Source organism: Rhodococcus rhodochrous (assembly GCF_900187265.1).
Classification (GTDB): domain Bacteria; phylum Actinomycetota; class Actinomycetes; order Mycobacteriales; family Mycobacteriaceae; genus Rhodococcus; species Rhodococcus rhodochrous.
This window is the reverse complement of sequence record NZ_LT906450.1, coordinates 203,892-227,354: the sequence shown is the minus strand read 5'-3', so window position 1 is coordinate 227,354 and position 23,463 is coordinate 203,892. Positions and strand designations below refer to the sequence as shown.

At 68.4% G+C, this 23,463-nt stretch carries 17 protein-coding genes; 3 read left to right on the top strand and 14 right to left on the bottom strand.

What is annotated here, in order from left to right; translation table 11 throughout:
- Positions 1 to 13 precede the first annotated feature (13 nt).
- From fadD32 to CKW34_RS01030, 12 genes are all read right to left on the bottom strand, one after another.
- Complete coding sequence (fadD32, locus tag CKW34_RS01085) at positions 14 to 1,903, bottom strand: long-chain-fatty-acid--AMP ligase FadD32 (protein ID WP_059382133.1); 1,890 nt, start codon at positions 1,901 to 1,903, stop codon at positions 14 to 16.
- A gap of 684 nt (positions 1,904 to 2,587) precedes the next feature.
- A complete protein-coding gene (locus CKW34_RS01080; RefSeq protein WP_059382132.1) occupies positions 2,588 to 3,547 on the bottom strand; it encodes a cutinase family protein in 960 nt (319 codons plus the stop codon).
- 20 nt (positions 3,548 to 3,567) lie between these two features.
- A complete protein-coding gene (locus tag CKW34_RS01075; RefSeq protein ID WP_059382131.1) occupies positions 3,568 to 4,122 on the bottom strand; it encodes a DUF732 domain-containing protein in 555 nt (184 codons plus the stop codon).
- Between the two features lie 134 nt (positions 4,123 to 4,256).
- A complete protein-coding gene (locus CKW34_RS01070) occupies positions 4,257 to 6,173 on the bottom strand; it encodes an alpha/beta hydrolase-fold protein (protein WP_059382130.1) in 1,917 nt (638 codons plus the stop codon).
- A 258-nt stretch (positions 6,174 to 6,431) separates the two neighbouring features.
- Positions 6,432 to 7,442 carry an alpha/beta hydrolase gene (locus CKW34_RS01065; RefSeq protein WP_059382129.1) on the bottom strand — a complete coding sequence of 337 codons (1,011 nt, stop codon included), beginning with the start codon at positions 7,440 to 7,442 and terminating at the stop codon, positions 6,432 to 6,434.
- A gap of 267 nt (positions 7,443 to 7,709) precedes the next feature.
- Entirely contained in the window at positions 7,710 to 9,656 is a 1,947-nt protein-coding gene (gene zomB, locus CKW34_RS01060) for a flagellar motor control protein ZomB (protein WP_080968225.1), read from the bottom strand.
- A 4-nt stretch (positions 9,657 to 9,660) separates the two neighbouring features.
- Positions 9,661 to 10,566 (bottom strand): decaprenyl-phosphate phosphoribosyltransferase, encoded by a 906-nt coding sequence (locus CKW34_RS01055; protein WP_059382127.1) that lies wholly within the window; start codon positions 10,564 to 10,566, stop codon positions 9,661 to 9,663.
- Entirely contained in the window at positions 10,563 to 11,054 is a 492-nt protein-coding gene (locus CKW34_RS01050) for a phosphatase PAP2 family protein (protein ID WP_026061215.1), read from the bottom strand. Before CKW34_RS01050 ends, CKW34_RS01055 begins: the two co-directional genes overlap by 4 nt.
- Before the next feature lie 103 nt (positions 11,055 to 11,157).
- On the bottom strand, positions 11,158 to 13,056 hold the full coding sequence (locus CKW34_RS01045) for a glycosyltransferase (protein ID WP_059382189.1): 1,899 nt from the start codon (positions 13,054 to 13,056) through the stop codon (positions 11,158 to 11,160).
- 50 nt (positions 13,057 to 13,106) lie between these two features.
- Positions 13,107 to 14,327, bottom strand: a complete 1,221-nt coding sequence (gene glf, locus CKW34_RS01040) for a UDP-galactopyranose mutase (protein WP_059382126.1) — start codon at positions 14,325 to 14,327, stop codon at positions 13,107 to 13,109.
- Between the two features lie 72 nt (positions 14,328 to 14,399).
- Positions 14,400 to 15,152, bottom strand: a complete 753-nt coding sequence (locus CKW34_RS01035; RefSeq protein ID WP_059382188.1) for a MerR family transcriptional regulator — start codon at positions 15,150 to 15,152, stop codon at positions 14,400 to 14,402.
- Between the two features lie 141 nt (positions 15,153 to 15,293).
- Positions 15,294 to 16,853 carry a SpoIID/LytB domain-containing protein gene (locus CKW34_RS01030; protein WP_059382125.1) on the bottom strand — a complete coding sequence of 520 codons (1,560 nt, stop codon included), beginning with the start codon at positions 16,851 to 16,853 and terminating at the stop codon, positions 15,294 to 15,296.
- A gap of 273 nt (positions 16,854 to 17,126) precedes the next feature.
- On the opposite strand from CKW34_RS01030, the gene CKW34_RS01025 reads away from it, so the two are divergent.
- Complete coding sequence (locus tag CKW34_RS01025; RefSeq protein WP_059382124.1) at positions 17,127 to 19,235, top strand: N-acetylmuramoyl-L-alanine amidase; 2,109 nt, start codon at positions 17,127 to 17,129, stop codon at positions 19,233 to 19,235.
- 25 nt (positions 19,236 to 19,260) lie between these two features.
- On the opposite strand, the gene CKW34_RS01020 is transcribed toward CKW34_RS01025, so the two are convergent.
- On the bottom strand, positions 19,261 to 20,097 hold the full coding sequence (locus CKW34_RS01020; protein WP_059382187.1) for a Cof-type HAD-IIB family hydrolase: 837 nt from the start codon (positions 20,095 to 20,097) through the stop codon (positions 19,261 to 19,263).
- Between the two features lie 55 nt (positions 20,098 to 20,152).
- Complete coding sequence (locus CKW34_RS01015; protein WP_059382123.1) at positions 20,153 to 20,968, bottom strand: lysophospholipid acyltransferase family protein; 816 nt, start codon at positions 20,966 to 20,968, stop codon at positions 20,153 to 20,155.
- Positions 20,969 to 21,031: 63 nt separating this feature from the next.
- Between CKW34_RS01015 and CKW34_RS01010 the strand changes: the two genes are divergently transcribed.
- Positions 21,032 to 21,847, top strand: coding sequence for a hypothetical protein (locus CKW34_RS01010; protein ID WP_059382122.1), 816 nt, complete (start codon positions 21,032 to 21,034; stop codon positions 21,845 to 21,847).
- A 52-nt stretch (positions 21,848 to 21,899) separates the two neighbouring features.
- Positions 21,900 to 23,450, top strand: a complete 1,551-nt coding sequence (locus tag CKW34_RS01005; RefSeq protein ID WP_059382121.1) for a Rieske 2Fe-2S domain-containing protein — start codon at positions 21,900 to 21,902, stop codon at positions 23,448 to 23,450.
- Positions 23,451 to 23,463 lie beyond the last annotated feature (13 nt).

Genomic DNA, 23,463 nt, shown 5'->3' with positions numbered 1-23,463 from the left:
AGGACATTCGTTCTTACACGCTGTCCGGGAAGGCCTGCTGCTGGTAACCACCGCGCAGCGTTCCCTCGACATATGCGGTCTTGCACGCCCGACGCGCGATCTTTCCGCTGGACGTACGGGGGATGGAACCGGCCGGCACGAGCAGCACGTCGCGGGCGGTCACACCGTGCCGTGACGAGATCGCGGCACGCACCGCGTCGGCGATCGGCTGCGGATCGGCCTTGCCGGCGCCGGGAGCACGCTCGGCGACGATCACGAGCTGCTCCGACGAATCGTCCGCATCGAACTGCAGGCCGGAGGCGTCGTTGTCGAACACCTCGCGCGGCAGCTGGTTGGCCGGAACCGCGAACGCCGCGACGAAGCCGGGGCGCAGCGCGGAGTTGGCCTCCTGCGCCGAGAACTCGAGGTCCTGCGGGTAGTGGTTGCGGCCGTCGACGATCACGAGGTCCTTGACGCGACCGGTGATGTAGAGCTCGCCGTCGATGTAGACGCCGTAGTCGCCGGTGCGCAGCCACTTGCTGTCGTCCGGGGTGCCCTCGGCGTGGCTGCCCTCGGCCAGACGCTTGGTGATGCGGTTGTGGAAGGTCTTGTCGGTCTCTTCCTTGCGACCCCAGTAACCGATGCCCATGTTCTCGCCGTGCAACCAGATCTCGCCGACCTGCTCGTCGGGCATCTCGGTGCCGGTCTCGGCGTCGACGATCGCGGCCCACTGGCTGCGCGCGACGTAACCGCAGGAGACCTGCGGGATGGCGTTCTCGGCGTCGGGCTCGACGCGCACGACCCGGCCCGCGTTGAGGGCGGTGCGGTCGACGTAGATGACCTTTGCCTCGTCGCTGTGGCGGGTGGAGGAGACGAACAGGGTGGCCTCGGCCATGCCGTAGGACGGCTTGATCGCCGTGCGGGGCAGACCGTACGGGCCGAACGCCTCGTTGAACTTGCGCATCGACGCCGTGGTGACCGGCTCGCTGCCGTTGATCAGGCCGATGACGTTGCTCAGGTCGAGTTCTTCGCCGGGCTTCGGGACGGCGCGTGCCGCGGCGTGCTCGAACGCGAAGTTCGGGGCGGCGGCGAAGGTGCCGGCACCGTCGGAGACGGCGGCGAGCTCGCGGATCCAGCGGCTCGGCCGGGCCACGAAGGCGCGCGGGCTCATGATGGTGATGTACTTGCCGCCGACCGCGGGCAGGATCACCGTGAGCAGGCCCATGTCGTGGAACAGCGGCAGCCAGGTCACGCCGCGCGACGACTCGTTGAGCTCGATCGAGTCGGCCATCTGGATGACATTGGTGAGCACCGACCGGTGGGTGATCTCGACGCCGGCGGGAACGCGGGTCGAGCCGGAGGTGTACTGCAGGTACGCGATGTCGTCGGTGCCGATGGGCGGCCGGTTCCAGGACTCGGCGACCGAGTCGGGGATGGCGTCGACGGCGATCACGCGGGGACGCTGCGCAGCGGGGAGCGGGCGGAAGAACTGCCGCACGCCGGCCGCGGACGAGGTGGCGGTGAGGATCGCGCTGGGAGTGCAGTCGCCGAGGACGGCGTGCAGGCGATCGGTGTGACCGGGCTCGTCGGGATCGAACAGCGGCACAGCGATGGTGCCGGCGTAGATCGCGGCGAAGAAGGACACGACGTAGTCGAGGCCTTGTGGAGCGAGGATCGCGACGCGGTCGCCGGGAGCGGTGACCTGCTGCAGGCGCGCGGCGATGGCCTTGATGCGCACGCCGAACTGATCCCAGGTCAGCTCGTGTACCTCGCCGTCGCGTTCCCGCGAGTAGTCGATGTACCGGTAGGCGAGATCGTCACCGTTTGAAGCGAAGTTCCCCTCGAGGTGATCGAGCAGGGTCTGCCCTTCCGGCAGCCTGATCCGCCCGTTCTCATCGATGAACTCTTCGAACCCGACGCTCAATTCCTTCTCCCTGTCGAAGCGATCCCACAACCACTCGACATGGTTGCGCCACTAACTTTTCCTCCGCGCCGGCGGATCGTCGTACAGATACCGCCCCCCACGGCTTCCGGCGGTCCGTTCCTCGAACGTGTCCATCGACCCCAGATCACGAATATGTTACAGATCGGCATCACGCGCACCCTCGCAAAGTGCGGTCGCCGGGAGGAACGCTTCCCCTTGCACACGGGAAACACAAAGATACGACATGGTCGTCTTCACACACACATTCCGTGCCCGTCGAATGAGAAGAGCACACGATCCGTTTGTGTGCGACGGTTTTTCGACGCCGATACCCCCCGGCGATGCGACCCGCCACCCTCCGCCGCCCAGGACCGGCGCCCCGGTACGTACGCCCGACCGACACGAGAGCTCGTGACAAGGATCATTCCCCGTCGCGGGCCGTCGCTACGCCCCCGGAGGGGGCCGGCCGTTCGCCGTGCCGTCGCTGGCACCATGAACCTCTTCTCCTGTGGCAGTCGTCGTGCGCCACGATCCCGGACGGCCGGGCACGCAGCCGAGGGATGAGTCTAAAGGCAGCCCGTCATTCGAGTGTACCGGGTGGTGAGATCGGACACTACTCGCGAGTAATATGTGGGAGGGCTCACTTCGGCCCGCGCCGTCGCCGCATGTCGCGACGGCCGTAGCTCATTCTTCTGCGGGTTCCGGTGCGGCGTCGATCTTCTCCGCCGCCCAGTTCGCGATCCACTGCGTCGCGGTCGTGCCGTTCTCGTCCACGACATAGGTGTTGTACATCGCGTGGATCGGGTTGTTGACGTACTCGAGCAGGCGCGGAGCGGCCGACATCCAATTGGCGGGATTCAGCGCGTTCGGCGGTGCGTCGCAGATGCTGTCGCTGGGCGCGCAGATCTGGATGGTGCGGTCGTCGAGCTCCCCGAAGCCACCGGGACGCGCACCGGTCATCGTGATACCCGGCAGTCTCAGGCCGTCGAGCGACAGTTCGGCGCCCACTCCGGCGACGGGCGCACCGATGTCGGTGCCCGAGGCCCCGTCGCGGCGACCGTCGGCGATGAGCGCGACACCGAGCACCCGGTCGGCGGGCACCGGACCGTTGCCGGCACCGATCTGCGCGGCGACGTCTCCCACGATCACGGCACCCTGCGAGAAGCCGGTGAGCACATAGGTGGTCAGCGGGCACTCGGCCGAGCGTCGCGCGAGGATGTCGGTGGTTGCCGCGAATCCCTCACTACGACTGTTGTTGTAGGACTGCTGGCCGTCCGGCGGGATCGCGATGGGGTTCGAGAACTGCGCGACGTACGGCACCGTGTAGACGTCGGCGCGCTGGGCGTCGAAACGCTCCTGCAGCGGCCTCGTCACGTTGAGCATGAGCGAGTACGGGTTCGCGGCCGGAGCGTACGGATCGTCGCCCACCGCGGACTCCCATGTGCCCGGCACCGCGACGACCTGCACGTCGGGGCACGAGGCCGGCTGCGACTGCGGCTCCTCCGGCCCGGGCGGGGTGGGAACGGGCGACGGGATGTCCAGCCGCCCCGCGAGCATGTACCAGAGCACCAGCACGATCGCCAGGACGAGCAGCGCCCCCACGACCACGATCCTGCGTCCGCGACGCTGCTTCGTCCTGACCATTCGTGCTGTCCCCGCGTTTCCTAGTTGCAGTACGTCTCGCCGGCGACGGCGATGTACGTGTCGGCCGTCGAGGAGGCCTGCTCCTCCGACAACTCGACACCACCGGCTGCAGCATCACTACCCACGAGCGCGGTCACGAACACCTTGATCTCCTCCGGAGACCCACCCTGCGCCTGGGCGCTGCAGATGTAGTCGGCGATGTTCACCGCGCCGGTCTCATCGTTGGGCTCGACACCTTCGGCACGGAGGCCGTCGAGGAAGGCCTGTGCGCCCGGCGAGGGAGCGGGTGTGCCCGCACCGGCTCCCGTGTCCTCTCCGGCGCCGGGCGACGACGGAGCCGGGGACGCGTCGCTCGTCTCGGCCTCGTCCGTGGTCTCCGTCCCCGCGGCGCCGGTGGACGTCTCGGCCGCGGAGGTCGATGTCGACGTCGAGGTCTCCGTGGTGGCAGACGTCGTCGGCGTGTTCGTCGCGGTGGAGTCGTCGCTTCCGCACGCGGAGAGAACTGCCGTGGCGGTCAGTGCCGCGGCGAGGGCGCCGAGGACTCGGGTCGAGCGCGAGCGGGTCCGTGAAGGCATGTGGTGGGGTCCTCACATCCGGGATGTCGGTCGAACTTGGTCAGATGCGCCCCAGGCTACAGAGCGGCCCGTGCAGACCGGTAGAAGCGTCCCGCCTCCCCCGGTCTGCACGGGCCGTCCCGCTGTCTTTCCGTTTACGGCTGCAGCTTCACCTCGTCGCCGTCGAGGGTGATGAATCCGTTCTGGAAGTTCTGCTGCACGCCCTTGCCGTCCACGGCCGGGAACTCGTCGCTGATCGGCAGACCCAGACGTCCTTCGGCACCCTTCTCGGCGAGCCACGCCTCGAGGATCTTGCCGCGGACCGGCCAGGCGCCGGTGAGCGGGCTCCAGTAGATGTTGCCGTGCTGGAACTCGTTGAAGCGACCGTCGCGCCCTGCGGGCTTCTCGCTGCTCGTCGGGTAGCCCAGGATGCCGGTCTCGTAGCCGAGCTGGGAGTACTTGTCGAGGATCATGCCCTGCACGCCGTCGGCGCCGGTGTCCTCGCTCCAGTACATGGCACCGATCTCGAAGCCCTGGACCGCGCCGCGACCGTCGGGGGTCGCCGCCTCGTCGAGGATCGGGTAGCCGAGGGGGCCGCCCTCCCAGCCCTGGTTCTTCCATTCCTCGAAGATCTTGCCGCGGACCGCGTGGGCGCCGTGCTCGGGCGTCCAGTAGATCGCGCCGTTCCGGAAGTGGTTGAACCGTCCGCGTCCGTCGGGAGCGACGCGTTCCTCGGTGGTCGGGTAGCCGAGCTGCCCGGCCGGACCGCCGACGCCCTGGTAGGCGCCGCCGATCGCACCCGCGACCGGCACCGTCGTGCCCTCGGACGAGAAGACGCGGCCGAAGCGGAAGTCCTGCACCTTGCCACCGGCGACGTCGTATTCACCGGTGAGGCAGTCGCCGAGCCAGCCGTTCGCGTTCGCCACGTCGCCGAAGGCACCGGTGGCCTGGCACTCGGGCTTGTCGACCCCGACCCCGAGGGTGTTGGCGAGCTGCGGCCACAGCTGGTGCAGTTCGAACTCCCAGTACTTCCACGTGTGGGTGCCCGACGGCCGGTACACGATCTGGGCCGGGATGCCCTGCTTCTTGAGCTTCGTCGCGAACGCCTGCGAGGTGAGGCGCGAGAGGATCTCGAGGCCCATGCCGGCGTAGTTGGTGCTGACACCGGGGATGCCCGACGGGTCGTCGTACGGGCCGGTGGTGCCGCTGCCGCTCGAGACGTACAGGCTCACGCCCTTGAGCTTGTCGGCGAGCAGGTAGGGATCGTGCGACTCCCAGCCGTCGGAGCCGGGCGCACCCCACATCGCCTCGGAGTCGAAACCTCCGGCGTCCTGCATGGCGTAGTGGATGGCCTCGGGCATGCCGAGGGTGGTCGTGGTGAGGATGCCGGACAGCGATGCCGCGAACTGCGCGAAGCCCGGGTTGCGGGCGGGCAGGAACATCGCGGCGGTACCGCCCATCGAGAGGCCGACGACGCCACGCTTGTCGGTGGTGCGCCAGTCGCGTTCGAGGAGCGGGGGAAGTTCCTTCGTCAAGAAGGTCTCCCACTTGTAGTTCTGTCCGTTGTTCTGGTCGATCCAGTCGGAGTAGAAGCTCGACTGGCCGCCCACCGGCAGCACGACGTTGACGTTCTTGTCGGCGAAGAACGCTTCCGCGTCGGTCTCGAGCGTCCACCCGTTCTCGTCGTCGCGGGCGCGCATGCCGTCGAGCATGAACACCGACGGGAACTTCGCATCGGGCTTGCTGTTCCAGTCGCGCGCGAGCAGCAGCTGCACCTGGATCGGCGTCCCCATCGACGGCGAGTCGATCCACAGGGCGACACGACGATCGGTGAGCCAATCGACGGATCGGACGGTGACACCGGCGGTACTCGTCGGGCCGGACTGGGCGATGAGCGGATCGGCGGTGGCCACCGAGACGGTGGTCAGACCTGCGGCGACGGGCGCGACGAGGGCGGCGGCGATCAGCGCGAGCGCACGGGATCTGCGGCTCCGCGCACCCGCAACGCGAGCCGCTCTCCTACTCGGCCCAGTCCGTCGCTCCCCGTGCTCGAGCTCAGTTCGCATCTGCATCGCTCACTTTCTGCGTTGCCGGATTTCCTGCCGAAGTGCGGCTTCGGGTGGACCGCGACGGCGGCAGTGGCAGGGCGCCCCGGCTGGGTGTGCCGACCCGGGATATCGGAGTCCCGGATTTTGTTTCTACACCGACGGCACCCGGAATCGCGGGTGCCGCGCTGTGACAGGTGAGAAAATTGTTGCAGAAAGTTACGACGCCGCCCACTCCTCGGATGATGAGTGGGCGGCGTCGTCGCTAGCAGTGCGTACCGGAGATCAGAACGCGTTCAGCGCCTCGAGGATCTGCGGGCGCGCCTTCCACAGCTGATCCTCCCAGTACTTCCATGCGTGCGTGCCGCGCGCCGGGAAGTCGAAGGTGGCCGGGATGCCGAGCGTGGCCAGCTTGAGCTGGAACGCGCGGGTCTGGGCGAGGGACAGCGCCTCGAGCGCCATGCCGTTGGCCGTGTTGTAGTAGCCGACGAAGCCCTGCGGGTTGTCGTGCTCACCGGGCAGACCGCTGGCGGCCGAGATGTAGAGCGACAGACCCTCGAGCTTCGGAGCGAAGACGAACGGGTCGTTGCGCAGCCAGGACGGGCTCCACGGCGGGCCCCACATCGAATCGACGTTGAAGCGGCCGGCGTCGAGCATCGCCACGCGGATGGCCTCACGCATGCCGGGAGCCGACAGGTTCAGGTAGCCGGACAGCGACGACGCGAACTTGAACTGGTCGCGGTGGTAGGCGGCCAGCGTCAGAGCGGCGGAGCCACCCATCGACAGGCCGAGGATGCCGTTGTTGTTGCGCGAGACACCACGGGTGGCGAGGTAGTCGGGCAGCTGCTCCGTCAGGAACGTCTCCCACTTGTAGGTGATGTCCTGGCCGTTCAGGTTGGACGGCGCGTACCAGTCGGTGTAGAAGCTCGACTGTCCGCCGACCGGCATGATCAGGCTGACGTTGTCGTTCGCGAACTGCTGCAGGGCGTTCGTCTCGAACGTCCAGGCGTTCGCGTCGTCCCGAGCGCGAAGGCCGTCGAGCATGTAGAGCGCCGCGTCGCCACCGCGCGCGGCCCACTGGATCTGAACCTTGATCGGGCCCATGTCGGACTCGACGAAGACCTCTTCGAAGCCCCCTGCAGGTGCGCGGTGCGAGACCGGCGCTCCCTGCGCCGGCGCGGCGACGGCGGCGGTGGTTCCGACGAGGCCGGCAGCCACGGGGAGGACCAGAGCTGCGGCGGCGGTGCCGAGCAGTCGCCGTCGAAGGCCCTGCCTCAACCTCGGGACAAAACGCATGAACAATGCTCTCTTTCTCGTCTGCGGCGTCCGCGTTCGCGTCCCCCGGATTCCGGCGATGACGACCGCGGAAGGCCGCCCCAAGTCACACTGCGGTCAAAACTGTAAAGGACCGCGTGATCTCTGACAAACCCTGGTTTCAACAGCTCTTGGGCACCTCTTGACCTGTAGGTCAAGCACGCGCTGCCGGAAAGTTACCCATCCGTGATGCGCCGTGATCCTATCGAGACGGTTGAAGGGGGCCAAGTTGATCTCGGTGTCCGGCCGTCACCCCCGCGGCGGTGGCATCGGCAGGTCACAACGCTGGATCTCGTATTCCGGCACCCGTTCGATCCGGTACGAGGCGTAGTCGAGCGCGTTGCGCAGGTTCCTCTTGAACAGCGGCCAGGTCAGTTCCGCACTCGAGGAATCGATCAACTCCCGGGTCTCGGGACAGGTCAGCGCGGTCTTCGCCATCGCGACCCAGTCCTCGTCGAGATAGCCCGGCATCCACGGATGCACGTCGACCATGCCCGAATCGGCGACCACCCAGTCGGGGAACAGGATCTTGTCGTGGCCGATCCGGCCGTCCTCGAGACGCTCGGTGTGCGCGGCGAGCGGGTAGGCCAGACCCATCTGGTCGACGACCCGCACGTCCAGACCCGTGTTCATGCTGGTCATACCCAGGTTCAGGAAGAACACCGTATGTCCGGCGCCGCCCGGCGGGATGGGCTCGGGCGGCGGCACGACGTCCCACGCGTCGTAGGAGGGAGTCGGCAGCAGCAGTCCACCGTTCGGGGTGTTCGCGATGGCCTCGACCATGGCCCGCATGCGCGGGTAGTCGAGATAGTCCTCGGCCAGGATGGGATGCAGATGCCCGGTGTTGAGAGCGTAGAAGGCGCGCTCGTCGACGATGCCGGAGCGGCCGACCACGGCGCCTTCGGTCATTCCGGTGGTGTTGGCCGCGGCGGCCGTCCACACGACGGTGCCCAGCCACAGCACGGCCAGCACACCCGCGACCTGCGTGGGCCGATTGTTGCCGATCTCCGTCCGGTCCGGGATCCGCAGCGGGACGACGGCGACGGGCAGGAGCAGGCAGAACAGCGGCGGCAGGAGGACGCGGCCGTGCATGAAGTCGCCGCCCACACGCAGCGAATACAGCGCGAGCAGCACACCGGAACCGAGGAACAGCAGGACGACGGCGGTCGGGGTGCGCAACAGGTTCTGCGCCCAGGACAGTGTCGCCCGCACGTCGCGCGGATCGGGACGCGCGGCCGCGGCACCGGGGCGGGCCGCGTCACGGCTGGTCGCGAAGACGAGCGCGGCGAGGATTGTGAGGAACAACAGCGGCAGCCACAGCAGATAGGGCGAGACCAGATTGCCGAGATACTCGAGGCCCTGCGACCACTTGGCACCACCGGCGTCCTTGGCGACCGCGGTGTTGGGATAGGGCAGTCCGTAATAGCCCATGCGCCAGATCTGGTAGCCGACCGGGATCGCCCCGGCGACCGCGACCATCGCGACGCGGATGCGCAGGTCGAGGCCGGGTGCGAGGAACAGCATCGCGAGCGCGAGCACCGCGACCAGCGCGAGTTCGGGTCGTACGAGCGGGCCGAGTCCGGCGACGAACGCCGTGGCGAGGATCTGCCCCGTGCCCGGGAGCGATCCGTCCCCTCCCGGCGTGGGGGTCGCCCATCGGGCCATGAGCAACCACAGCAGACCCAGCCAGAAGATCACCAGGCAGGACTCGAGGCCCGAGGTGGCGAAGTCGCGGGCCGGAGGCACTGCGATGTAGACGAGGACTCCGGCGGGCAGGAGCAGTACCGTCCCGGTGGTCGCGCGCAGCCGCCACCGGTACAGGCGGGCCGCGCCGAACATGGCGAGGACGATCGCGCCCGTCGACAGCAGGAGCGCGATCGTGAGTACGACGTATTCGAGGCGGATGCCGGTGAGCCACCCACCGGCATAGACGATGTACGTCCACGCCGTGGAGGTGTTGGCCTCCACGCGCTCCCCCGCGTTGAACACCGGCCCGTTGCCGGCGAGGAGGTTGCGCACGGTCCGCAGGACGATGAGACCGTCGTCGGCGATCCAGCGTCGCTCCCACGCTCCCCAGAACATCAGGAACGCGGAGACGACCACGCCGGCGGCGAACACGCCGCGGGCGAGGCGGTCGCGCCGAACGGGCCGGACCGTACGGGACGGTCCGGCCTCGGTGTCGTGGACGCCGCGCACGACGTCAGAAGAGGTAGACAGCACCGCCGACCACCAGGATCCACACCACTGCGAGCAACTGCAGCACCCGGTCCTTCAGGGCGATCTCCTCGGGTTCGCCGGCTTCACCGCCGTCGACGTCGACCGCATAGCGCAGGATGGCGACGACGAACGGGATCATCGAGATCGCGTACCAGTTGGAACCGGCCATGTTGTCCTGCTCGAACGCCCACAGGCCGTAGCAGAGCACGACTGCCGTCGCCGCGACCGTCCACACGAACCGCAGGTAGGTCTCGGTGTAGTACTCGAGCGACTTGCGGATCTTCGCACCGGTGCGGGTCGCGAGGCGCAGCTCGGCGTACCGCTTGCCGGCCGCCATGAACAGCGACCCGAACGCCATGATCAGCAGGAACCACTGCGACAGCGGGATCTCGGCGGCCACACCGCCGGCGATGGCACGGATCAGGAAGCCCGACGAGACGATGCAGATGTCGAGCACGGCCTGGTGCTTGAGCCCGAAGCAGTACGCGAGCTGGATACCGATGTACACCGCCATGACCACGGCGAGCTGCCAGTTCGCGACGAACGACAGCGCGATCGAGCCGACGAGCAGCACCGCCGCGAGGACGTATGCGATTCGCACCGGGAGCACGCCGGCCGCGATGGGCCGGAACCGCTTGGTGGGGTGTGCACGGTCGGCCTCGACGTCCATCGCGTCGTTGACGAGGTAGATACCCGAGGCGGCCATGCAGAAGACGACGAAGGCGAGCGCGACGGGCAGCAGCACGTCGACCTGGGTGACCGAGCCGGCCGCCATCGGGGCCGCAAGCACCAGGACGTTCTTCACCCACTGTCGGGGACGGACCGCCTTGACGATCCCGGCGCCCAGGCTCTTGGGCGCCTCCTTGACGGGCGCCGGTTCCTCGCTCATCGATCTCCCCACTTCGTCTCTGCCCGCGCCACGACGGCCGCGGACGCTGCACCGAGTGCCGCACCCGCCAGTACATCCGTCGGATAGTGCACGCCCAACACCAGGCGGGACAGCATCATGGGCGGCACGAGCACCGCGGGAAAGGGTAGCCCGGTGGTGCGGGCGAGCAGCACGGCCGCCGCAGTCGTGGACGTCACATGCGACGACGGGAAGCTCAACCGGCTCGGCGTGGACACGTTGACCTGCACCGTCGGATCGACCGGCCGCGGACGGCGCACGACCCGCTTGATCACGACGGACGCCGCGTGGGCACCGAACGCACCGACCGCCACGCTCGCCCACTTCCGGCGACGGGGACGGTCGACGAGGGCGCCGGCGGCGCCGATCGCGATCCAGCCGAGAGCGTGCTCACCGAAGTGCGACATGCCGCGGGCGATCTTCGTCGCGGCGGGCACGGCACCGGCGGTGGCCTGGACGGTCTGCAGGATCCGGACCTCGGTGTCGGTGCTCCTCCAGTGACGTGCGGCCGCACCGTCCGCGGCTGCACCGTTCGCGGCCGCACCGTCTGCGGTCGTGGCCGCAGCGCTGCTGTCAGTTGCCGATACCGAAGACACGCTCCCACTCCTCCTTGCTGGTCAGGGCGGGAACCGCGTCCCGGTACCGCTTCTTCATCTCGGGGAACCGGCGAGCGAGTTCGCGTCGCAACCGGAGCGCCTCCGTGAGCAGGGCCTGGGCCTGCGCACGATCGCGCTTACGGTAGACGACACCCCGACCGTCCGCCGTGGTGACCGTCACGCCGTCGACCTGCGAGAGCAGGAACCACCGCGCGTCGATGGTCGGCACGTTCAGCTGCGGCCGCTCGTGGTGCTCGCGGTTCTCGGGGCGCACGTTGTGCAGTACACCCTTCGCGAGACGCTTGACCTTCGCGACCGCACCCTCGGGCAGGCCCACGGCGCCGACCTCGGCGCCGGATGCCATCGGCAGTTCGGTCGACGACGGCAGCACCACCGCGTCGGGGAAGTTCTTCCGCAGTGCGTGCACCTCGCCGAGGGCGCGCGGCAGCAGATCGAACAGGTTCTCCGGGCCGGCGAGGAAGTCCTCGATGGCCTTGTTCTGGATCGCGACCGTCGAGTACTCGAGGCACACGAGGTGCTTGATCGTGGCCTTGATGGTGTCGAGCACCATCGCCTTGGGGTCGCCGTGCTGGTGCAGCGCGGCCACGACGAGCCGGTTGCGCAGGTGGAAGTACGCCTGCCAGTCGATGGCGTCGTCCTTGTCGCTCCACGCCATGTGCCAGATCGCGGCGCCGGGCATCGTCACCGTCGGGTAGCCGGCCTCGCGGGCCCGGAGGCCGTACTCGGCGTCGTCCCACTTGATGAACAACGGCAGGGGCTGGCCGATCTCCTCCGCGACGACGCGCGGGATCATGCACATCCACCAGCCGTTGAAGTCGACGTCGATGCGGCGGTGCAGGAGCTTCGAGTTCTCCCGGTCGCGCAGCGGCTTGGTGGAGAAGTCGTGGTCGTACTCGACGTTCGGGGCGGCACCCCACATGAAGTTCGCGCGGTGGATGACCTCGCCCATGGTGTGCAGGTGGCTGCGTTCCTGCAGGTTGAGCATCTGCCCGCCGACGAGCATCGGGGTCCGCGCGAACCGCGACAGGGCGAGGGCGCGCAGGATCGAGTCGGGTTCGATCTCGATGTCGTCGTCCATGAACAGGATGTAGGGAGCATCGGTGGTCTTCAGCGCCTCGTACATGATGCGGCTGTAACCACCGGAGCCACCGAGGTTGCCCTGGTCGTGGATGACGAGGCGATCACCGAAGGGTTCGGCGGCCTCCGCGAAGTCGGCCTCGTCGCGCACCTTGCGGGTGCCCTGGTCCGGGATGATGACGGCGTCGACGACGTCCATCACCAGCGGGTCGGACGCGAGCGCACGCAGCGCCTTCACGCAGTCGGCGGGACGGTTGAAGGTCGGGATGCCCACGGCGACCGAGGCACGGCCGGGCGCCTCGACGGGTGCGTACCAGCCGGCGGCGTGCAGGGTGACGTCGCTGTCGGTGGTGACGTCGAACCACAGCCAGCCGCCGTCCTCGAACGGACCGAGGTCGGCGTCGATCTCGACGATCACCCCGTCGCCGCGGAACTCACGGCCGGTGACGTGGATGCGGCTCGAGTCGGCCTTGCTGCGGTACAGGTCGACGCGGCCGTGGCCGGTGAGCTCGAGACGCAGCACCACCGAACCGAGCGTGCTCCAGCGACGCCAGTAGCTCGCCGGGAAGGCATTGAAGTAGGTGCACAGCGACACCTCGGACTCCGCGCCGATCGCCAGCGTCGTCCGGCTCGTCGCGTGGGCGCGACGCGCGTTGGTGGGCGACTCCTCGAGGTAGAGCGTGCGCACGTCGAGGGGCTCGCCCGGTCGCGGCAGGATGATGCGCTGCAGCAACGACCGGCCGAGCAGGCCGTCCTGCTCCGCGACGGGAGCACTCACGGCCGCCTCGTGCTTGCCGGCGTTCGCGGCCGCGGCGTGCTTCGCGGCGCTCACGAGGCATCCCCGGCGATGGGCGCTCCCGATTCGAAGTGCGGGGCCAGGACGTTGTCGAACATCGACAGCGCGCTGGCGATCGCCATGTGCATGTCGAGGTACTGGTAGGTGCCGAGTCGGCCACCGAAGAGCACCTTGTTCTCGGCTGCTTCCTGCTTCGCGAGGGCGCGGTAGGCGCCCAGCTTCTCGCGGTCCTCGGAGGTGTTGATCGGGTAGTACGGCTCGTCGTCGTTCTCGGCGAACCGCGAGTACTCCCGCATGATGACCGTCTTGTCGGCCGGGTAGGTGTCGCGCTCGGGGTGGAAGTGCCGGAACTCGTGGATCCGGGTGTAGGGCACATCGGCGTCGTTGTAGTTCATGACCGGGGTGCCCTGGAAGTCGCCGGTGGGCAGCACCTCGGTCTCGAAGTCGAGGGTGCGCCATCCGAGGCGACCCTCGGCGTAGTCGAAGTAGCGGTCGAGCGGGCCGGTGTAGACGACGGGAGCGTCGGGGCTGGCCGCGCGGATCTCGTCGCGCACCGCGAACCAGTCGGTGTCGAGCCGGACCTCGATCCGCTCGTCCTTCGCCATGTTCTCGAGCCACGCCGTGTAACCGTCGACCGGCAGGCCCTCGTAGGTGTCGTTGAAGTAGCGGTTGTCGAAGGTGTAGCGGACGGGCAGCCGGGCGATGTTGCCGGCGGGCAGTTCCTTCGGGTCGGTCTGCCACTGCTTGGCCGTGTAGTCGCGGACGAACGCCTCGTAGAGCGGGCGGCCGATCAGGGAGATGGCCTTCTCCTCGAGGTTCTTCGCCTCGGCGGTGTCGATCTCGGCGGCCTGCTCCTTGATGAGGGCGCGTGCCTCGTCGGGGCTGAAGTACCGGCCGAAGAACTGCGACACCAAACCGAGACCCATCGGGAACTGGTAGGCCTGGCCCTTGTGCATCGCGAACACGCGGTGCTGGTAGTTGGTGAAATCGGTGAACTGGTTCACGTAGTCCCACACCCTCTTGTTGGAGGTGTGGAACAGGTGGGCACCGTACTTGTGGATCTCGATTCCGGTTTCCGGCTCGGGCTCGGAGTACGCGTTGCCACCGAGGTGGTGGCGACGCTCGATCACGAGCACTCGCTTGCCGAGCTGCGTGGCCGCGCGCTCGGCGATCGTCAGTCCGAAGAATCCGGAGCCGACGACGATCAGGTCGTACTCACCGGTGGAGGGCTGGGGCGCTGATGCAGCAGTCACGGGAGACCAGGGTATGCGACTCCGCCGCGAAGGTGCCCTCTCGGTCCGGGCGGACCGAGAGGGCGGTCACACTCACGCGTAGTGGGTGAGCGCGTCACGGACGAATTCGGCGCCCTCCCGGCCTCCGTAGTTCGCTGCGAAACGCTCGTCCTCGACGTACATGTCGGCGAGACCGAGCACGTACTCGCGCGGACTGCCCTCCGGAGTGCCGCCTCCCGGGGTGCCCGGGATCGACGACAGCCAGGCGACGTGCCGCCGTGCGAGGTCCTGCGCCTCGGGCCCGGCCGGGTCCAGCCCGGCCCGGGCCGCGGCGATCCAGTCGTGGTTCAGTTGCTCGACCTGCTTCATCCAGTCGTGCCTGGCGGCGGCGTCCATGCCCCGCCACCAACGGTCGCCCGAGTCGTAGGCGTCCTTGCCCCACCGTTCGATCACTTCGTCCCGGTACTGCGTGTGGTCGAACCCGTCGAACACTTCGTCTGCCACGAGTTCCTCCCCTCTCTGCGTCTTCGCCAAGGTGGTGCGCACCGCCGCGATACGGCGGTCCAACTGCCGGCGCTCGTGTTCGAGCAGGTCGAGGTGGGTGCGCAGTGCGCTCGTGGTGTCGTCGTGACCGGCGAGCACGTCGCGGATGGCGGGCAGGGCCAGCCCCAGGTCGCGGAGCAGCAGGATGCGCTGGAGACGCACGAGTGCGTCCTCGTCGTAGAACCGCATGCCGTTGCTGCCGGTGCGGCTCGGACGCAACACCCCCACGTCGCCGTAGTGCCGCAGTGTGCGGCTGGTGACACCGGCGGCGCGTGCCAGTTGCTGGATCGACCATTCCCGCACCTGCCCCACCCCCTTCTTTCCGGCTACGACCAGCGTGCATCTTGACGTTGCGTCAATGTCAACACTCGTCGTCAGGGTCCCGGAACGCCACCGGCCGGCCGCCCTGTTCGGGCGACCGGCCGGTCGGGATGTGCCGTCGGGTTACTCGGCGCTACCCGTGCTCGGGAACCAGTCCTTCAGGAAGCTCGCGTCGATCACCTGCGCACCGAGATCCGGTGTCCACACGATCGCGCCGCCGGTGAAGATCCGGAACTTGCCGATCTCGTCGGGCAGCATCAGCTCGGGGCCGATGGGCGAGCCGAGCACGCTGTCGACGCCGCCGAGGTCCAGATAGGCCTGCTCGATGGGCGAGGTGCCGCTGCCGCTGCCGAAGGGATCGGTGCCGGTCTCCGGGCCGGGTTCGGGCGCCGGAGTGACCTCCGGGGCGTCCTCGTCGATGCCTTCCTTGACGGTGAACCAGTCGGAACGCAGTCCCAGCCTGGTCCGCGCCTCGGCGCCCGTCGTCTCGATGGTGCGGTCGGAGCCGACCACACGGACCCGGGTCACGCGGCCGCCCTCGGCACCGAGATTGTTGCGGGAGAGCACCTCGAAGGCCTGGAGGTCGCCGACGCCGAACTTGCTGCCGATCTCGGCCGCGGTGAAGGTCTTGGCCCATTCACGGTTCGGGGCGACCTTGTCGCCCTCGTCCTCGACGGGCGGGAAGGTGCCGCCGGCCGAGTAACCACCGGTGGAGGCGGAGAACTCGCTGCGCACGACCTCGCCGTCCTTCATCAGGACGGTTCCGCGGGTGGTGCGCACACCGTCGTCCGTGCGCGGATCCTCGACGCCCGACCCGCCGTAGACCTGGCAGTCCGTGGTGTCGCAGGTCTGCCACTTCTCGTGACGCTTCTCGGCGAGGGCGTAGGACCGCGCGGCGATGGCCTGCGCCCGCAGGGCCTCGGCGCCACCGGTGTCGGCCCAGCCGGGCAGTGCCTCGGCGGGGACCACGCTGCGCAGGTAGTCCTCGACGTGGAGGCGGTTGACGGTGCGCGGGGCGGTGCCGTCGAGCACCACGCCGAGGGCACCGCGGTAGGTCTTGTCGTCCGAGCACATCGTGAGGTGCTCGGAAGCGGGACGGTCCTCGGCGAGGTCGATCGGGTCGACCCACGGCAGGTCGGTGGCGGACTGCCACAGCACGTCGCCGCTGCATCCCTCGGTGACGACGACGTTCGCGCCGCCGTCCGGGGTGGGCGTCAGGTGCGCGGCCTCGCCGGGCGCGAGCTGCTTGCCGGCGACGATCATGCCGGTGTCGGAGTAGACGTCGAGGGTGTGGTCGTCGCGGGCCGTGAGACGCACCGCGATCATCGCGTCGTCGACCGTGCCGAGTTCGGTGCCGCCGTAGTAGTGACCGATGATCCGTTCGGCGGTCCATCCGTCCTGGGCGTAGCCGTAGGCGCCCCACTGGCCCATGCCGCGACCGTGGCCGTGACCGAAGCCGCTGAACGTGAAGGGCGTGTCGGCCGAAACCGCCTGCACGACACCCGGTGTCGCCTGATTGCTCTGGACGAGCGCGCCCACGCCGGCTCCGACGAGCAGTGCGGGAGCGACCCCGATCGCGGCAGCACGGGCGACGGAGGGACGCCATCCGTTGCGCAGCGGCCTGCCGAGGATGATGCGCCGCCTCCGGATCTTGCCTCTGCGCCCGATGGACTGTCGTGACATGACGTTGCTCCCTCGTTGTCGCTGTAGGCGCGAACTCGTGATCCGCGATATCGGACAATTTCGACCGATCCTCAAGCTCAGGTTGAGGCTTAAGGTTTGCTGCGTCTAGTGTGACAAGAGTGACGGAGCTAGGCAACAAATGTCACAGAAGCAACACAAGAATCACGAGTTACAGAACTTTCGTGTCCGAACCGGACTACGGAAGCGACACATAAGGGACTATCCGAAATCGGAACCGTCCGCTGGAGCACCAACGACAGGGAGTAGCAAACAGTGCCGCATCGCCGCCCCAAGCCGTCGATCGTCCTGGGTGCCGTCGCCGCCCTGGCCGTCGCGACGCCCTTCGCCGTCACCGGGCTGACCAGCACCGCTCCCGAGATCCGGCCTGCCAACGACACCGTCGAGGCCGTAGCACCCGATATCGCGGAAGTCGTGCTCGCCTCGGTGCCCGACCTGATCATCCCGCTCGAGGAACTGACCGGCCTCAACCTGCCGGACCTCAGCCTGAAGGAGATCGTCGACGGGCTCCCGCAGATCACGACTGCTCCCGACCCGAACGGTGGACTCGTCCAGCGCGTCGGTGCGACCGTCAAGGAACTCACCCGCGACACCCCGTTCAGCCTCGTCGCGCTCGCCGCCGAGGACGTCGCCGCCACCGACGCGCTCATCCGCGCACAGCACGACGACGGCAGCTGGGGTCCGTGGACCGCGACCCAGCCGATCGAGACCCGCGCCGACGACACCACGGACGAAGGACGCTCCGGCACGGAGCCGATCTACGTCGGTGCGACGCGTGCCGTGCAGGTGCTGCTGACGCCGCGTCCCGGCCCCGAACCGAATCTCGCCGGCGCGGAGGCCCCGGCGGCACCCGAAGCACCCGCTCCCGAAGCACCTGCTCCGGAGGCACCTGCTCCCGAGGCGCCGGCGGAGGCCCCGACCCCCGTCGACGAGGCACCCGCACCGGTCGCTGCACCCGCAGCCGATGCACCCGACCTCGGATACGTGCCCGCATCCTCCTCCAGGCCGCTGCGCGAGAACCCGCTGCAGGCGGCCGCCGAAGCGGTCAGCGCCGTGCTCATCTCCCCCGGCAGCAGCGAGGCGGATGCGCGACTCGAGGACATCGCGAGCCCGCTCGGCAACTCCGGCCTGAAGGTGATCACCCGCCAGCAGTGGGGCGCCGACGAGTCGATGCGCTGCCAGACCCCGACCTACGACGACTCCCTCGGTGGCGCGACCGTGCACCACACCGCGGGCAGCAACAACTACTCGAAGGCCGAATCGGCCGAGATCGTGCGCGCGATCTACGCGTACCACGCACGCACGCTCGGCTGGTGCGACATCGGATACAACACGCTCGTCGACAAGTACGGCCAGATCTTCGAGGGTCGCGCCGGCGGTCTCGAGCGCAACGTCCAGGGCGCCCACGCAGGTGGATTCAACGAGAACACCCACGGCATCGCGATCATGGGCGACTTCTCCACCCAGACCCCGCCGCAGGCTGCAGTGGAGTCGGTCGGCAAGTTCCTCGGCTGGCGTCTGGCCCGCGCGGGACTGAATCCCAAGGGCCGCACCACGATGTACTCCGAGGGCACGTCGTTCACCCCGTACCCGCGCGGTGCGGCGGTGGATCTGCCGATCATCTTCGCGCACCGCGACGTGGGCAACACCAGCTGCCCGGGTGATGCCGGGTACTCGCAGATGGGCAAGATCCGCGACATCGCCGCCGCTGCGGCGAAGGGCGGTGGCGGCGGCACTGCCCCGCAGCCGTCGAACCCGCAACCCTCGAACCCGCAGCCGTCGAACCCGTCACCGTCCAACCCGAAGCCGAACGTGCCGGACGTCAACGTCGGCGCGCTCGCCTCGGGCTCGGCCGACACCGCGGAAGGTGTCGTCGACGAGCTGATCCGCCTCAGCGGTCACCCGGTGGTCCAGAAGTGGCTCGCCGAGGGCGGCGAACTCGGACGGCTCGGACAGGCGGTGACCTCGATCCTTCCCACGATCAAGAGCGGTTTCGAACGAGTGAATTTCGTCAACGGTGCCATCTACACCTCACCGAACGGCGGCACGTGGACGGTACTCGGCGAGATCTACAAGGCGTGGGAGAAGAACGGACTCGACGCTGGTGAGCTGGGGTTGCCCACCAGCGACGAGTACCGGGTGCCGGACGGTTGGCGTTCGGACTTCGAGTTCGGCTCGCTGATCTTCAACGAGGTCACGGGTGTCGTCACCAAGGTGCTGCGCGCCTACGACGACGCCTACGACCAGGCGATGCAGGATCAGCCGGCCGACGTCGCAGGACCCGCACCCGAGGGTGCTCCTGCGCCCGAACCCGAACCGGCACCTGCGCCGGAACCGGCACCCGAACCGGCGCCCGCGGGCTGACCCGCAGCGCACCGGTAGGAACGAGTCACCGCCACCACCGTTCGAGAACGCGGGCCACCCCGTCCTCGACGTTGGTGGCGGTGACTTCGTCTGCAACCGACTTCGCCTCCGGATGTGCGTTCTCCATCGCCACACCGTGGCGTGCCATCGACAACATCGGGATGTCGTTGGGCATATCGCCGAAGGCCACGAGATTCTCGTGGGAGACACCCAGCAACCGGGCCATCTCCTGGAGACCGGACGCCTTCGTGACCCCCGCCGCGGAGATCTCGATGAGCCCGTGGGTCGTCGAATAGGTCACGTCGACCAGCCCGTGCAGTTTCGGCACGAGAGCCTCCGCCATCTCCCGGCTGGTCGCGCCGGGGAGCCGGACGAGCAGCTTGATGGCGGGCTCACCGATCACCTCGTGCTCGGCGAGTTCGGTGTTGTCCGGATTCAGCCAGGCATGTTCGTAACCGGGAGCGCTGACGAACTGCGGCGTCGCCGCGTCGTGGGCCCGCTCCCCCACCCGCTCGGCGGCCAGACCGCAACCGGGAAGCACCGATGAGGCCACCTCGGCGATCCACGCCAGTTCGTCGACCTCGAGCACCGCGGCGCTGAGCACACGGTCGGTGGAGCTGTCGTAGAGCACGGCACCGTTCGCGCACACCGCCATCGGCGCGTAACCCAACTCCTCGACCACCGGCGCGATCCAGCGCGGCGGGCGGCCGGTGGCCAGGACGAACGGAACACCGGAGTCGACCATCGCATGCACCGCGGCGCGGGTCCGATCGGACACCTTCTCGGCGTCGTCGATCAGGGTGCCGTCCACGTCCGTGGCCACCAACCCGGGACGCGGCTCGTCCGTGGACGCAGGACGCACCGCGTCCGTGCCGTGGTCCCGATGCGATTCTCGACTCGACTGTGCGTTCACTCCGTCATTGTGCCGAAGTACCGCGGTCGCCGCCTGCGTCGTCGTTCCCGTCACCGGCGGCACCTTCACGGGCGGCACGTTCGCGTGCCTTCCGCGCGCGGCGCTCGGCGGCTGCGGCCTCGTCCTGGGCGGTCGCCTCCTCGAGGGTCGGCGCGGATCCGCCCAGCCGGCGGGGCACCCAGTAGGCACCGGGTTCGTGGGTGTAGCCGTCCTGGACCCGGTGGAGCATCTCCTCCATGGTCGCGTGGAGCTGCGCGGTCATCTCCGCGGCCGGCTCGAACGGCTGGATGGGGGCGCCCACCTCGATGGTGATCGGGGTGTTCGTACGTCCGAGCCGCTTGGGATGGCCCTTCGTCCACACCCGCTGCGACCCCCAGATGACCATGGGGATCACCGGGACACCGGCTTCGTTCGCCATCCGGGCCGCACCGGACCGGAATGCCTTGAGCTCGAAGCTGCGGCTGATCGTCTCCTCCGGGAACACGCCCACGAGCTGCCCGGCACGCAGCGCCTCCACGGCGAGTCGATAGGACTCGCCGGCGTCGCCGCGGTCGACGGGGATGTGCTTCATCGCGCGCATCATGGGGCCGGAGATCTTGTGGTCGAAGACTTCCTTCTTCGCCATGAAGCGGATGTACCGCTTGGTGGCGCGGGCGGGGATCCCGGCGTAGGTGAAGTCCATGTAGCCGGTGTGGTTGATCGCGATGACCGCACCACCCGTCTCCGGGATGTTCTCCTCCCCGGTGATCGAGAATTTCAGCCCTTGCGCTGCGAAGAGCGTGCGGGCGACACCGATGATGGTCCGATAGAAGGGTTCCACGCCGGTCAGCCTAGCGGGGCTCCGGTGGAGGAACGACCGTGATCATCGTCGAAAGGCAATGCTGTGCGCACCCTCGCCCGAAAGCCCGACGTATTCGCCCTCGCCGGTCTCGCCGTCGCCGTCGTCCTCACCGTCACCGGTTGTGAGGGTGACGGGCAGTCCGGCATCCCGACCGAGAGTCCGGAACCGAGCGCGGTGGAATCCGTCGAGGAGACCACCGCCTCCGCCGCGGCGCCCACGGTGGTCGTCGGGGACGTCCCCGGCAATCCCGCCGCCACCGTGGCGCTGCAGGCGTGGACGAACGATCTCGTCGCCGGCACCGATGTCGTCGGCAGGTGCTGGACGATCGCCCCGGAACGGGCCCGGCAGATGTACGCCGACGTCGACGCGATCACCGCAGCGGTGCAGCAGCCGGGCAGGGACGGCCAGTACGCGGTGACGTGGTCGGCCGGCGGTGTCGACGTGTCCGTCCTGCGCAGCGAGATCGCATCCGGCTACGCATGCCCGTACGTGAACCCGACCGGCGCGCCGGGCTACACCGACGAGGACGCCCGCTACGCCGTCGAACGATTCCTCGGGCGGGTGATCGGTGCGCCGGTGGACCCGGACGACACCGAGGAGCGGTACCCGCTGGTGTGCGAGGCGCGGGGCACGTGGGATCCGTGGGGCACCGGGAACCCGGGAGTGCCGCCGCTGGCCACCGATCCCGACGTCCTCGGCGACCTCGACTCCTTCGACGCCGCGGCCGCCTCCGTCACCCCGATCTCGGAGGCGTACGCGAGTGTGACGATTCCGATCGTGGAGGCCGGTACACCCCGTGACCTGGTGGTCCTGCTCACGACGGGGAGCAACGGGTACTGCCTGGGCGCAGTGGACTGATGGGCGGCGCCTACCCTGGTAGGCGTCGGTCAGCACGTCAGGAGGGTACGAAGTGCAGATCACCAGCGTCGGACACGCCGGTTTCCACATCCAGACCGAAGCGGGGTCCATCCTGTGCGATCCGTGGGTCACGCCCGCGTACTTCGCCTCGTGGGTGCCCTTCCCGGACAACACCGGTCTCGACTGGGACGCTCTCGGCAACGTCGACTACCTGTACGTCTCGCATCTGCACAAGGATCACTTCGATCCCGACACGCTGAGCAGGTACGTGAACAAGGACGCGACCGTCCTGCTGCCCGACTACCCGGTGCCGGATCTGCGTCGTGAACTCGAGAAGCTCGGCTTCACGAAGTTCTTCGAGACCACCGACTCCGTCAAGCACACGGTGAGCGGCCCCCGCGGTGATCTGGACATCATGATCATCGCGCTGCGCGCGCCGGCCGACGGACCGATCGGCGACTCGGGCCTCATCGTCTCCGACGGCGAGTCGACCGTGTTCAACATGAACGATGCGCGGCCGATCGACATGGACGTCATGCACGAGGCGTTCGGGAAGATCGACATCCACCTGCTGCAGTACTCGGGCGCCATCTGGTACCCGATGGTCTACGACATCCCGAAGAAGACCAAGGCCAACTTCGGCAAGCAGAAGCGCCAGCGCGGCATGGACCGTTGCCGCAGCTACATCGACCAGGTCGACGCGACGTGGATCGTGCCGTCGGCCGGCCCGCCGGTCTTCCTCGACGACGACCTGCGCGACCTCAACGACGACCACGGCGACGAGGGCAACATCTTCCCCGACCAGCAGGTCTTCCTCGAGCAGCTGCGCATCCACGGCCGCGACGGCGGTCTGCTCATGATCCCGGGTTCGGTGGTGGATCTGAAGGGCAGCGAGCACATGACGCTCACGCACCCGATCCCCGACGAGCAGGTCGAGGCGATCTTCACGAACAAGGCCGCCTACATCGAGGACATGGCGCAGCGTTTCGCGCCGGTGATCGCGGCGCAGAAGGCGACCTGGGCTCCCGCCGAGGGCGAGCCGCTGCTGCCCGCGCTCAAGGCGAAGTTCGAGCCGATCATGGCCCAGTCCGATCTCATCTGCGACGGCATCGGTTATCCGGTGGGCCTGGTGATGGGCGACGAGACCGTGGTGCTCGACTTCCCCAAGCGGGTCGTGCGCGAACCCATCGAGGGAGAAGGCAAGTACCGCTACGGTTTCCGCATCGCTCCCGAGCTCGTGCGCACGGTTCTGCGCGACGACGAGCCCGATTGGGTCAACACGATCTTCCTGTCCACCCGGTTCACGGCCTGGCGCATCGGTGGATACAACGAGTTCCTCTACACCTTCTTCAAGTGCCTGACCGACGAGCGCATCGCGTACGCCGACGGCTGGTTCGCCGAGGCGCACGACGACTCGGCGTCGATCGAGTTGGGCGGCTACGAGATCCAGCGTCGCTGCCCGCACCTGAAGGCGGACCTGTCGAAGTTCGGTGTCGTCGACGGCACCACGCTGACCTGCAATCTGCACGGCTGGCAGTGGGATCTCGAATCGGGCCGCTGCAAGACCTCGAAGGGTCACGAACTGCGCAGCACCAAGCTGTGATCCACATCCGATA

What these genes read in the sequence shown, in the direction of transcription:
- CKW34_RS01080 (WP_059382132.1), bottom strand. Translation starts at nt 3,547, where the DNA reads ATGGTCAGGACGAAGCAGCGTCGCGGACGCAGGATCGTGGTCGTGGGG.
- CKW34_RS01075 (WP_059382131.1), bottom strand. Translation starts at nt 4,122, where the DNA reads ATGCCTTCACGGACCCGCTCGCGCTCGACCCGAGTCCTCGGCGCCCTC.
- CKW34_RS01070 (WP_059382130.1), bottom strand. Translation starts at nt 6,173, where the DNA reads ATGCAGATGCGAACTGAGCTCGAGCACGGGGAGCGACGGACTGGGCCG.
- CKW34_RS01065 (WP_059382129.1), bottom strand. Translation starts at nt 7,442, where the DNA reads ATGCGTTTTGTCCCGAGGTTGAGGCAGGGCCTTCGACGGCGACTGCTC.
- CKW34_RS01055 (WP_059382127.1), bottom strand. Translation starts at nt 10,566, where the DNA reads ATGAGCGAGGAACCGGCGCCCGTCAAGGAGGCGCCCAAGAGCCTGGGC.
- CKW34_RS01030 (WP_059382125.1), bottom strand. Translation starts at nt 16,853, where the DNA reads ATGTCACGACAGTCCATCGGGCGCAGAGGCAAGATCCGGAGGCGGCGC.